Consider the following 11,274-nt stretch of genomic DNA (forward strand, 5'->3'; position numbering starts at 1 on the left):
AAACAGTCTTAGAACTGTCTCGTTATGGTGCGGTCAGGTGGCGATAGACGGTGGCCCGCGAGACACCCAGCGCCGCGGCGATGGCGTCCACTGAGTGGGTGCCCGCCTCGTGCATCCGCCGGGCCGCCTCGACCTGCTCCCGGCCCAGCGCGGGCGGCCGCCCCGGCCGCCGACGTCGGCTCGCCGCCCCCGCGCTCGGTGTTGTCGTGGCGCCTCCCGGGGCCGCGTCCCTGGCGCTCACGTGCGTCGGGGTTCCACGCCTCGACGGCGGGATCGTCGTGGCCGTGCGCGCCCCGGCCGCGGCGTCCGCGCGCATGTCGGCCGTGGCCGTGCGCGCCCCGTTGGCGGCGTCCGTGCGCGCCTCGGCCGCGGCGTCCTCGCCCGCCTCGGTCGTGGTGTCCGTGGACAGCGGGGCCAGCAGGCGGCGTGCGCCGTCGAGCATGTCGGCGCGCAGCACCTCGTCCGACACGTCGGTGAAGAAGACGACCGGATCGCTGCACGCACCCACCGCCTGCACCGCGAGGACCCGTTCACGACGCCCCGCGTCCGGTCCGGCGATGAGGTCGTTGGCCCGCATCGCGACCTCCATGAGGCGGTGGTACGCGTCGCCCCGGCCGATCAGCGCGATGTCGTGGAAGAGCATGCCGAGCGGCCGGCGATGGGCGAGCATGACGTCCAACCAGCCCTCCAGCACCGTCCACCGGGCCCGCTCGGTGGGCTGGGTCTGGGCCGAGTCGAGCAGCGCCTCCAGGTCCGCCACCAGCGGCTCGACCAGGGCGGCGAGCAGATGCTCCTTGGCCGGGAAGTGGTACAGGATCGCGGTCTTGGTGAGCCGCAGCCGCTCGCCGATCTGGCGCAGCGAGGTGCGCTGGTAACCGTGTTCGGCGAACAGGTCGAGCGCGGCGCGCAGGATCCGGGTGCGGGTGTCGTCCGCGGGATCGGCGGTCATGCCGGCCAGCCTAGCGACTGTCCTGACCAGTGGGCACGGTCACCGTTGATTCTACTGACCAGCGGTCAGTACAGTGGTGACGGTCGAGGCATCCAATGGCAGGAGGGGCGATGTCCGTCATCTCGATCGGCAACCTGGTCAAGACGTTCGGCGCCATCCGGGCACTCGACGGGCTGGACCTGCACGTCGAGCAGGGGGAGGTGCACGGCTTCCTCGGGCCCAACGGCTCCGGGAAGTCCACCACCATCAGGATCCTGCTCGGGTTGCTCCGCCGCGACTCCGGCGACGCCCAGGTGCTCGGCGCCGACCCGTGGCGCGACGCGGTCCGCCTGCACCGCCGGCTGGCGTACGTGCCGGGCGACGTCAGCCTCTGGCCCAACCTCACCGGCGGGGAAGCCATCGACCTGCTCGGTCAGCTGCGCGGCGGCCTCGACCGACGTCGCCGCGACGAGCTGCTGCGGCGCTTCGACCTGGACCCGACCCGCCGCTGCCGCACCTACTCCAAGGGCAACCGACAGAAGGTCGCCATCGTCGCCGCCTTCTCCTCCCCGGTGGAGCTGTACGTGCTCGACGAGCCCACCTCCGGCCTCGACCCGCTGATGGAGGCGGTGTTCCAGGACGAGGTCCGGCGGGTCAAGCGGGCCGGCGCCACCGTGCTGCTCTCCAGCCACGTGCTCGCCGAGGTCGAGGCGCTCTGCGACCGGGTCAGCATCATCCGCGAGGGCCGCACCGTCGAATCCGGCACCCTCGCCGAGCTGCGCCACCTCACCCGCACGGCGGTGACCGTCGAGACCGCCCGCCCGGTCACCGGCCTGGACGCACTGCCCGGCGTGCACGACGTGCGCGAGGTCGACGGCCGTACCCACCTGGAGGTCGACCCCGCCCACCTCGACGAGCTGCTCGGCCAGCTCATCCGCTTCGGCGTCCGCGCGCTGACCAGCACGCCACCCACCCTGGAACAGCTCTTCCTCCGCCACTACGGCGACGACCCGGCCGCCGCCGCCCCGGGCGCTGCCGTCGACGCTGCCACAGGCGCTCCCGCCGGCGCTGCCCCGGGCGCTCCCGCCGGCGGCTCGGACGCCGACGCGCAGGCTGACGCCCCGCAGGCCGGTGCCCGGTGATCGCCCTCACCGGCACGACCCGGCTGGCCCGGCTCGTGCTGCGCCGCGACCGGATCCGCCTCGCCATCTGGGTCCTCGGCACGCCCCTGCTCGGCTACGCCCTCGCCGGCAGTGTCGCCGGCATCTACCCGGCACAGGAAACCCGGCTGGCCTACGCCACCACCTCGGCGTCCAGCCTGGTCGCCCGCGCCTTCAACGGCCCCATCCACGGCACCGACCTCGGTGCCGTGGTGGTCGCCGAGACGTACGTGACGCTGGCCCTGATCGTCGCGCTGCTGAGCACCTTCGCGGTGACCCGGCACACCCGGCAGAACGAGGAGACCGGCCGGGCCGAACTGCTCGGCGCCTCCGTGGTCGGCCGGTACGCGCCGCTCACCGCCGCGTTGCTCGTCATCGTCGCGGCGAACGCCCTGGCCGCCGTGCTGCTCGCGGTCGCGCTGGTCGGCGCCGGTCTGCCGCTCGCCGGCTCGGTCGCGGCCGCTGGCGCGATCGGCGGCGTCGGGGTCGCGTTCACCGCCATCGCCGCGGTCACCGCCCAGCTTTCCGTGACCGCACGCGGCGCCAACGCGCTCGCCGCCGCCACCGTCGGGCTCTCCTTCGTGCTGCGCGCCTCCGGGGACGTGCTCGGCGAGCAGAGCGCCGACGGGACCCGCGTACGCAGCGCCTGGCCGTCGTGGATCTCCCCGCTCGGCTGGGGCAACCAGGTACGAGCCTTCGACGGTGAACGCTTGTGGGTGCTCGCCCTGCCCGCCGCGCTGCTGCTCGCCGGGGTGGCGCTGGCGTACGCCCTCGCCGAGCGACGCGACCAGGGCGCCGGGTTGGTCGCCCCCCGACGCGGCCCGGCGACCGGTGCGCCACGGCTGCTCAGCCCCGCCGGACTGGCCTGGCGGACGCAGCGCGGCACGCTGCTCGGCTGGGCGGTCGGGGTGGCCGTGCTCGGCCTCTCCATGGGCGTCGCCGCCGACGAGTTCAACGACATGATCGACGCGAACCCGGCCGCCGCCGAAGCGATAAACGCGATGGGCGGCGGCACCGACCTGATCAACGCGTACCTGGCCGCGATGCTCGGCCTCTTCGCCCTGACCATCGGCGCGTACGTCGTGCAGGCCCTGCTCCGCGTACGCGGCGACGAAGCCGACGGGGTGCTGGAGGCGGCCCTCGCCACGGCGGTCAGCCGCACCCGCTGGCTCGGCACCCAGGTGCTCGCCGCGACGCTCGGCGCTGTCGCCCTGCTGCTCCTCGCCGGCGTGACCACAGGCCTCGGCTACGGCATCGTCACCGACGACCCGCTCGGCCAGGCCGTCGAGCTGGGCGGTGCCGCGCTGCTACGCCTGCCCGCCCTGCTCGTGGTGGCCGGGGTGGTGACCGCGATCTTCGGGCTGCTGCCCCGCTGGTCGGTGGTGCTGTCCTGGACGGCGCTGCTGGTCTTCTTGCTCCTCGGGCAGCTCGGCGCGGTGCTGGAGCTGCCGCAGGCCGCGCTCAATCTGTCGCCGTACACCCATGTGCCGGCCGTGCCCGCGGTCGACCCGGCGGCGCTTCCCCTGGTGGTGCTGGCGGCGGTGGCCGCGGCCCTGCTCGCCGTCGGTGTGGCCGCCTTCCGCCACCGCGACGTGCCGTCCTGAGCCGTGCTCCTGCGTCCGGATGCTCGTTGGCAGCTGAGCGAGTCGACATGAGTGACGGGTACCGGACACCACCGACGGCCGTGCAGGGGGTTTGTCGCACGCTACCGCGACACTGAGGTTTCCTCGACCGCGGAGGTGCCTCGTGCCGTATGTCAGGTCCCACACCAGGAAGGGTGGCGCGCGGGTTCGGGCGCACTACCGACGGCGGCGCAGCGGCAGTGTTCGGCGCAGATCGATGGTCCGCCGCGTGGCCGGTGGCGGCAGGTCTGCCAACGGCTGGGCTTTGGCGCTGTCTGCCGTCGTCGCTCTCGTGCTCCTCCGCATGGTCATCGATTTCGTGCAGCGGCATCCATACTGGTCCGCTCTCCTGGTGAGCCTCGTCGTCATGGCGGCGGCCACTGTGGGTCTTGTCGTGTCGAAGCAGCGTGCCCGCGAACGGGCCGACCAGGCCCAGCGGGACAGGCTGATCGCGGTGACCGACACGATGAGCGGACCCGAGTTTGAGCGGTGGTTCGCCCGGATCCTGGTCGCGTCCGGGTTTCGGAACGTGACGGTGTGCGGCGGCTCCGGTGACCGGGGAGCGGACGTCCTGGCGATCGCCCCCGACGGCCGGCGCGTCGTGGTGCAGTGCAAGCGGCAGAGCCCCAACAACCGGGTGGGCAGTGCCGCGATCCAGCGGTTCGCCGGCACCTGCCGCGACATCCACGGTGGCGAGATCTGCATGCTCGTGACTAACAGCTTCTTCACCGCGGGCGACGGCATTCAGATAGCCCGGCAGCTCGACATCACGCTCGTCGACCGGGATGCGCTGGAAATGTGGGCGTGGACGGGAAAGCCCGTGCCGAGGCTCCTCGAGGAAAGCGGATCGCACTAATTCGCCCGGGAGATCGTCGAGTCAGCGGACAGCGTCCGCAGTCGCAACGGCGTACCGTCCCGGGTCAAGCAAGGGAGGAGTCGGATGAGTTTCCTGCAGCAGGCAGAACAGTCACCGGACACCGAGCGGATGTTCGATACGGACACGAAGGCGATGGGCTACCTGCCCAACTACACCAGGTTGTTCGCCCACGACCCGACGGTGTACGCGGCATGGCAGCAGCTCAACGGTGCGGTGAAGGCCGGGATGGAGCTGCGCCGCTATGAGTTGGCGACACTCGCCGCGGCCCGGGCCCTGAAATCCTCCTACTGCGGCCTGGCACATGGAAAGGTCCTGCGCGACAAGTTCTTCGACGCACCGACCGTCGCCGCCATCGCGTCGGACCACGGCAGCGCCGGTCTCTCCGCGCAGGAGGTCGCAGTCGTCAACTTCGCCGGAAAGGTCGCGGCCGATGCCAACTCCGTCACCGAGGCCGACGTCGCGGGCCTGCGCGGTCACGGTCTCGATGACACGGACATCTTCCGCGTGATCCTCGCCGTTGGCGCCAGATGCTTTTTCAGCACCATCCTCAGCGCTGCCGGGGCTGAGCCCGATCCGCAGTACAACGAGAGCCTGGACGTGGATCTGCGGCGGGCGCTGAGCTTCGGCGGCTGACGCGTGTTCAGGGCGGATGCCCATTCGACGGAGATCGCTGGCGGATCGTCGCGGTAGCGCCGCCCGTTGTCGGGAGCCGAACCGCACGCGCCCGTGCAAGCCTCTACTTTCACGAACTTCGATGTCCCGGTCTCGGCTCGACGCGGAGCCGCCATGCACCGTGGACGTGATGTGAGGAGGCTTCATGCGCGGACGCAGATGGGCGACCCTGGTGACGGCGGTGGCGCTGGCGCTGGGCGGATTGGTCGGGTTCAGCGCCGCTCCGGCTGCGGCGGACCCGCCAGGCGGCACGCTGCGCAACGTCTACTCCGACGGTCAGTTCTGCAACAGCTACGGCAGTGAGGGTGTTCGGGCCGGCCTGTGGAGCCGGTACTACTGCGAGTACCGCCAGTACACCCCCAACGCCCCCGGCTTCTACTTCCTCTGGAGCTTCGCCTCCTAGCGCTTGCCTGCTCGGACGGGCGCTCTCGGACCCGATTGGCCGCCGCCGGGTCGACCCGACCGGCGGTGGCCTTTCGTCATGGGTGGGTGGCTGCCCAGCTGTTCGGTGTGCGGCGCTCAGCGGCGCGTACCGCAGCTGGGTAGGACTCGGGCCGTCATCCACAGGTGCTTCTGCTGTCCACAGCGACCCCCGCGAGGGTGACGCTCGGCGGCAGGGTGGGCCGGTGGACGCACGCTTGCAATCCCTGCTCGACCGAGGCGGTGGCCTGGCTACCCGACGGGACGTGCTCCGCGTGGCGCCGCCGTGGACACTCCAGGGCGCGTGCCGGGCCGGTCGAGTGGTCCGGGTCCTCCCGGAGGTCTACGTCGATATCGGGCTCGTCCGGGATACCCACGCTGATCTGCCACCTCTCGCGCGGATCGAACCGGAGCTGGCTCGTCGCGCCGCGCTGGCGTACGCGGGAGGGCGCGGGGCGCTCAGTCGACTGAGCGCGCTCGACGTGTGGGGCGTACGGCGTCAACCGACGGGTGAGCCGGTGCATATCGACCTGTCCACCGAATCGGGCCTGAGAAGTTGGCCGCATCTCATGGTGCGGCACCGGCCGGGCCTGGTGATTGAGCCACCGCACGTGGTGGTGCGCCGCGGGTTGCCGGTTACCCGACTTGATCGGACCCTGGTGGACTGTTGGCCCCTGTTGCCGTCGGCCGACCGATCCGGCCTGCTCATCCGCGCGGTCAACGACCGGCTGACCACGCCGCAGCGCCTCGCCGCCGCTCTTGCCGAGGTGCCGAGGTTGACCGACCGCGCGGCGGTGCGCGGCTTGGTGGACCGTCTCGCCGCTGGGTGCCGCAGCCCCTTGGAGGTCTGGGGACACGACCACGTCTTCACCGGCCCGGGAATGCCGAGGTTCACCCGGCAGGAGCGGGTACGTGTCGGTGCCCGGACGATCTACCTCGACATGTTCGCCGAGGCGGAACGGGTCAACATCGAGCTGGACGGCGCGACCAGCCATGGCGATCCGGTCGAACGCGAGATCGACCTCCGCCGCGACGCCCTGCCCGCCACCGTTGGGATCCTCGTCGTCCGCTTCAGCCACCGTTGCCTCACCACGGATCCGGCCAAGGTCCGCCAGGAGACTCTGGCCATCCTCGCCAACCGTCACGGCCGCCCATGATCACATGATGCTCAGCAGTTCTCGACAGCCCCCAACAACTACTCACCATCAAGTGATCTTGAAGAGGCTTGTGGAGGGACTCTGGGCGTGGGCGGCGACTCCGGGGGGTGTTCGCCGTGTTGGTGAAGGAGTTCGGCGATCCATCGTGCGGCTTCCCTCTGGGCGGTGAGCATGTGGTCGCGGGCGTCGGCCAGGTCGTGGTCGTCCGCGTGATCCGCCAGGATCGTCGCCCACTGGCGGCTCAGCTCCTCGGCGTACCTGGCCTTTCGGATCTGCTCGTCGAACTGGTATTCCAGCTTGACCAGGCGGTCGACGTGCGGCTGGAGCGCCGGCATGATCCGTTCGTCGAGTCGTACGGTGGCGTCGGGGCGGCAGGTGAGCGTGACGTCGCCCCGCTGGTAGTGCCACAGAGGATCCTCGGCGAGCGCCCGCTGCAACGCCACCTCCAGGTCACCGGCCCGGTGTGGGTGCAGGTCCCGGGCGGCGTCCGCGGCGAGCCGGGTCAGCCGCTGAATGGCGTTCGGTTGGAAGTACTGGACGTACCAGCTCAGCACCTCGGACCGCAGGCTCGCCGGTGACGACCAGGCGAACGTGGCGCGGATGTAGAACGAGTACACGTACCCGCGTGCCGGGACCGCGATGAGCCGGGGTGCGTCGCGTTGTTCGACGAGTGGACCGGACGGCGACGGCGCGGCGGCGGAGCCGACGGGCGCCTCGTCCTGGAGCGCGGCGACCAGCCGATCCCAGGTTCGCGCCCACCACCGCCAGCCGCGCGCACCGGCGTCGCGGGCGATGGTCAACCCGCGTACGCCCCGGTGCCGCCACTGGTCCGCGGGCCTCGGCCTCCCGTCGGGGGCGTCCGTCATGGCACCCCTCCACGGTCACGGATCCGCTTTTCACGCTAACAACAGGTGACCGATTTGCCTGCCGCCACGCCGTCACCGAGCGGACGGCATATCGACACCAACCGGACCGAGGATCATTCAGGGTTAACCGAGCATTGTGGAGCAGTTCGGGTGCCGAAGGGTGTTGCCGTCGACCGGCAGCGGTGAGACTGGGTTCGGTCCGACAATCACGCGGATCGATAGATTGGATGGTCTGGAGGCAGCCTGTGTCCACCCTCGTGTCCCCGCTGGCCACGCTCGGCGCGATCCGCCGGCGTACCACCACCCTCGCCCTGCTCGTCGCCATGGTCGCCGCCGCGTTGGTCGGCCCGTCCGTGGTCTCCCCTCGGTTGAGCGACCCGGCCTCGGCGGCGGTCTACAGCTCCTGCACCATGAGCCGCTGCGCGGACGCCCGCACCGTCCGTTCGGGCTGGTCCGCCAAGGGGTTCCCGACCAGCCGAGGCTGGTACTCATGGAGCGGCGGGAAGTCCAACTTCGCCGGTGGTCAGTTCTACAACTACGAGGGTCAACTGCCCACCAACGCCACCTACTACGAGTACGACGTCTACCCGCGCACCCAGGGCGCCGCCCGGGACGCGTACCGGATCGTGGTGAACCGCAGCACCGGGGTCACCTGGTTCTCGCCCAACCACTACACCGACTTCTACCGGCTCTGACCGACCAGGAGGAACGTGATGGTCGACGAGGACGCGGGTCGGGTGCCCGATTGGCTGATCGTCTGCCACGACGGCGGACTCGACGTGCCCGGCGCGGTGGTGCTGGCCGGAGCGACGACGCGGAGCAGGGCCGGGTTGTTCGCCGCGCTCGCCGCCGTACTGGCCCTGCCGGCGTACCTGGGGGACACCTGGGACGCCCTCTCCGACGTGCTCCGGGACCGGCTGGACGCCGGCCCGCTCACTCTGCTGATCACCGACGCTGGCCAGCTTCTCGTCGACGAGCCGACCGATCAGTACGGCCTGCTGATCGCCGTGCTCGGCGACCTCGCCACCAGCGCCCCGCACTCGTTGCGCGTCGTCCTCGACGAGACCGCGCCGTCCTGACCGCTAATTCGAGCCCGCCGTCGGCGGCGGTGCCCGGCGGTGCGGGTCGACGTCACCCGCACCGCCGGTCGTCCGGGTCAGTGCGTGGCGGGCGGGATGCTCTGCTCGTACTGGAAGACGTTGTGTGGGTCGTACTTCGCCTTGATCTTGCGTAGCCGGGGGAAGTTGTGCCCCCAGTAGGCCTTCTCCCACTCGGCCATGCCGATGTTCGGCACGTTGACGTAGGCGCCGTCCACGTAGGGCCGCAGCGCCTGGCTGAACTCGGCGATCCAGGTCTGGGCGATCGGCGTGACGGCGTCGTCACTGTCGGGTTCGCCGCGGGTGCCCCAGCCGACGCCGGGCTCCGAGTAGAAGAGCGCGTCGCGGTGCGGGAACGCCGCGCCACCGAACGGCTCCTGTCGTTGCGCCCCCCGGCCGAACGCCTGGGTGAAGAAGTTGCTGTCGGGCGAGGGCGACTTCTCCATGAACTCACGCACGATGCTGACCGCCTTCTCCGGGAACGGCTCGCGGGTGAACTGGGAGAAGAACTTCCATTTCGCCGGCTCGTCCTCGTTGGGGATCTGGAAGTCGGCGTAGACATCGCCCCAGCCGCCGGTCTGCGCGGTGACCGTGGGGTTGCCGATCGACAGGATCGGTGCCAGCAGCTTCCTGGCCTCTGCCTCCGATCCCTCCGCGAGCACCGCGAACAGCAGGATCTCGTCCGGGTGGACCTCGACCTGGGTGCCGAGGCGGGGGTCGGTGAACGGTCCGACACGCTGCCAGGCGTCGAAGACCTCGTGCAGGTCGCCGAGACCGGGCCAGGTCACCTGCAGGTAGGCGACGCTGGTGAGCGGGGCAACCTGGTAGGTCAGCGAGGTGACGATCCCGAAGTTGCCGTTGCCCGCTCCACGCAGTGCCCAGAGCAGGTCCGGGTAGTTCCACGGGTCCACCTCGAGCACCTTCGCCCCGTCAGCGCCCGCCGCGACGACGATCTCGGCGCCGATCAGGTTGTCGCAGGCCATCCCGATGTAGCGGGTGAGGAAGCCGAAGCCGCCGCCGAGGGTCGCGCCGGAGAGGCCCACGGTCCCCTCCGTGCCGGTCGTCGCCGCGAGGTCGTGCTCCCCGAGGGCGGTCACCGCCTCCGACTGGGTGAGCCCCGCGCCGACCTTCGCCACGCGAGCGGCGGTGTCGATGTGGACGTCCTTCAACTCGCTCACGTCGATCACGATGCCGTTGTCGACGTTCGACCAGCCTTCCAGGTTGTGCCGGCCGCTGCGGACCCGCAGCGCGACGTTGTGCTGCCGCGCCCAGGTGAGCGCGTTGACCACGTCCTGGGTCTCCTGAGCGAAGACGATGACCAGCGGATAGTGCACGAACAGCTCGTCCCAGCCGAGGCTGGCCTCCGGGTAGTTGGGGCTCTGCGGGCGGACGATCCGGCCGGTCAGCTGTGCCGGCGGGAACTTCGTGTCGGAAGGCCACCCGGGAACGTCGGCCGCGATGGCCGAGCTGCCGGCGATCATGCTCGGGATAGCGACCGCTCCGGCGCCGACGGCCGTCGCCCTGAGCAGATCACGACGGGAAAGGTCGCGCATGGTCCGAATCCTCTCGATTGGTGACACGCCCGAAAAATGAATCGAGAGGGAATCTTCCTCTCATCTGGCGCAAACCAACCGTAATGCCCGAGGCTTCCGGACGGATCTGAGAACTTGTCACGGAACCCGGTCGGGTGATCCGGTACGGGTCAACTCGGGGCGGGCTGGTCCAGGATGGCACTGAACCGCTCCTCGGCAAGGTCCAGCTGGCCGAAGATGTGCCGCTTCACCGCCGGCGACAACGGGGTGTCCGGTCGGCCGATCAGGTCCCGGAACAGCGGCACCAGCGGCCGGTACTTCCGGGCCGACGAGATCACCTTCGGCCCGACCGTGTGGATCACGCCCACCCCGTTGTCGGTGAAGTCCGACACCTTGATCACCCGGGCCCACGGCTCCCGGTCCAGGCTGACCGCCAGATGCTCCCGGTACTGCGCGTTGCGGTCGCGCTCGGGGTCGTACACCGGATTGGTGACCGCGGCGACCAGGGTGGCCACCCGTGGCCCGAACCGCGCGGCGAGCGCCGCCAGCGCGGCCCCGGTCGGGTCCGCGCCCGGGTCGCCGTCGGCCAGCTCGACCGGGTGGTCCTCGACGGCGTCGTGCAGCAGACCGGCGACGATCACGCCCACGTCCCGCACCTGGTAGTGGTGCATCAACCGGATCGCCACCCGCAGCAGGTGGTTCAGGTACGGCTCACGGACGCGCCGATCGTCGCGGTGCAGCTCGGCGGCGAGGTCGAGCGCCGCGGTCAACCGCGCCCGGGCGGCGTCGTCGAACTGCTGGACCTCCAACCGGAACCGTTCCAGCAGGCCCGGTTCGCCGTGGATCTCGGTGATCGCGTGCATCGGCATGCTGCCCAGGTGCGGCGGGAAGTCCATGCGTCACTTATAGCCGATCTTCACCACATCGATGAGCCCGAACGTCG

Annotated in this window: 11 protein-coding genes and 1 pseudogene; 8 read left to right on the forward strand and 4 right to left on the reverse strand. The window is 70.7% G+C overall.

Features of this window, described 5'->3' with window-relative positions; genetic code table 11:
• Nucleotides 1-22: 22 nt before the first annotated feature.
• Complete coding sequence (locus tag ACLQ3B_RS13805; RefSeq protein ID WP_425780736.1) at nt 23-949, reverse strand: TetR family transcriptional regulator; 927 nt, start codon at nt 947-949, stop codon at nt 23-25.
• Between the two features lie 110 nt (nt 950-1,059).
• On the opposite strand from ACLQ3B_RS13805, the pseudogene ACLQ3B_RS13810 reads away from it, so the two are divergent.
• From ACLQ3B_RS13810 to ACLQ3B_RS13835, 6 genes and pseudogenes are all read left to right on the forward strand, one after another.
• Nucleotides 1,060-1,974 (forward strand): annotated as a pseudogene (locus tag ACLQ3B_RS13810) (ATP-binding cassette domain-containing protein); the annotation flags it as partial.
• 92 nt (nt 1,975-2,066) lie between these two features.
• Complete coding sequence (locus ACLQ3B_RS13815; protein WP_425780738.1) at nt 2,067-3,692, forward strand: ABC transporter permease; 1,626 nt, start codon at nt 2,067-2,069, stop codon at nt 3,690-3,692.
• A 247-nt stretch (nt 3,693-3,939) separates the two neighbouring features.
• Nucleotides 3,940-4,566 carry a restriction endonuclease gene (locus ACLQ3B_RS13820; RefSeq protein WP_425780740.1) on the forward strand — a complete coding sequence of 209 codons (627 nt, stop codon included), beginning with the start codon at nt 3,940-3,942 and terminating at the stop codon, nt 4,564-4,566.
• Between the two features lie 84 nt (nt 4,567-4,650).
• Nucleotides 4,651-5,220 carry a peroxidase gene (locus ACLQ3B_RS13825; protein ID WP_425780742.1) on the forward strand — a complete coding sequence of 190 codons (570 nt, stop codon included), beginning with the start codon at nt 4,651-4,653 and terminating at the stop codon, nt 5,218-5,220.
• A gap of 184 nt (nt 5,221-5,404) precedes the next feature.
• Complete coding sequence (locus ACLQ3B_RS13830) at nt 5,405-5,662, forward strand: hypothetical protein (protein ID WP_124819902.1); 258 nt, start codon at nt 5,405-5,407, stop codon at nt 5,660-5,662.
• A gap of 223 nt (nt 5,663-5,885) precedes the next feature.
• Nucleotides 5,886-6,836 (forward strand): DUF559 domain-containing protein, encoded by a 951-nt coding sequence (locus ACLQ3B_RS13835; RefSeq protein WP_425780744.1) that lies wholly within the window; start codon nt 5,886-5,888, stop codon nt 6,834-6,836.
• A gap of 38 nt (nt 6,837-6,874) precedes the next feature.
• Here the strand turns inward: ACLQ3B_RS13835 and ACLQ3B_RS13840 are convergent, their stop codons facing one another.
• A complete protein-coding gene (locus ACLQ3B_RS13840) occupies nt 6,875-7,702 on the reverse strand; it encodes a hypothetical protein (RefSeq protein WP_425780746.1) in 828 nt (275 codons plus the stop codon).
• A 245-nt stretch (nt 7,703-7,947) separates the two neighbouring features.
• Here ACLQ3B_RS13840 and ACLQ3B_RS13845 point away from each other — a divergent pair, with 245 nt between their 5' ends.
• Both ACLQ3B_RS13845 and ACLQ3B_RS13850 read left to right on the forward strand, forming a co-directional pair.
• The gene (locus ACLQ3B_RS13845) at nt 7,948-8,397 is read left to right on the forward strand and encodes a ribonuclease domain-containing protein (protein WP_425780748.1); all 450 of its coding nucleotides are present in this window, start codon (nt 7,948-7,950) and stop codon (nt 8,395-8,397) included.
• 18 nt (nt 8,398-8,415) lie between these two features.
• Complete coding sequence (locus tag ACLQ3B_RS13850) at nt 8,416-8,781, forward strand: barstar family protein (protein WP_425780750.1); 366 nt, start codon at nt 8,416-8,418, stop codon at nt 8,779-8,781.
• Nucleotides 8,782-8,858: 77 nt separating this feature from the next.
• Here ACLQ3B_RS13850 and ACLQ3B_RS13855 read toward each other — a convergent pair whose 3' ends face one another.
• Together ACLQ3B_RS13855 and ACLQ3B_RS13860 are read right to left on the reverse strand one after the other, a co-directional pair.
• Nucleotides 8,859-10,352: an FAD-binding oxidoreductase gene (locus tag ACLQ3B_RS13855; protein ID WP_425780752.1), complete on the reverse strand. Its 1,494-nt coding sequence runs from the start codon at nt 10,350-10,352 to the stop codon at nt 8,859-8,861.
• Nucleotides 10,353-10,501: 149 nt separating this feature from the next.
• Nucleotides 10,502-11,227 carry an HD domain-containing protein gene (locus tag ACLQ3B_RS13860; RefSeq protein WP_425780754.1) on the reverse strand — a complete coding sequence of 242 codons (726 nt, stop codon included), beginning with the start codon at nt 11,225-11,227 and terminating at the stop codon, nt 10,502-10,504.
• Between the last annotated feature and the right edge of the window lie 47 nt (nt 11,228-11,274).

Source organism: Micromonospora sp. DT53 (genome assembly GCF_049841535.1).
Lineage (GTDB): Bacteria > Actinomycetota > Actinomycetes > Mycobacteriales > Micromonosporaceae > Micromonospora.

Coding starts and splice junctions, on each gene's coding strand:
- ACLQ3B_RS13830 (WP_124819902.1), top strand. CDS start 5,405: ATGCGCGGACGCAGATGGGCGACCCTGGTGACGGCGGTGGCGCTGGCG.
- ACLQ3B_RS13860 (WP_425780754.1), bottom strand. CDS start 11,227: ATGGACTTCCCGCCGCACCTGGGCAGCATGCCGATGCACGCGATCACC.
- ACLQ3B_RS13840 (WP_425780746.1), bottom strand. CDS start 7,702: ATGACGGACGCCCCCGACGGGAGGCCGAGGCCCGCGGACCAGTGGCGG.
- ACLQ3B_RS13825 (WP_425780742.1), top strand. CDS start 4,651: ATGAGTTTCCTGCAGCAGGCAGAACAGTCACCGGACACCGAGCGGATG.
- ACLQ3B_RS13805 (WP_425780736.1), bottom strand. CDS start 949: ATGACCGCCGATCCCGCGGACGACACCCGCACCCGGATCCTGCGCGCC.
- ACLQ3B_RS13855 (WP_425780752.1), bottom strand. CDS start 10,352: ATGCGCGACCTTTCCCGTCGTGATCTGCTCAGGGCGACGGCCGTCGGC.
- ACLQ3B_RS13850 (WP_425780750.1), top strand. CDS start 8,416: ATGGTCGACGAGGACGCGGGTCGGGTGCCCGATTGGCTGATCGTCTGC.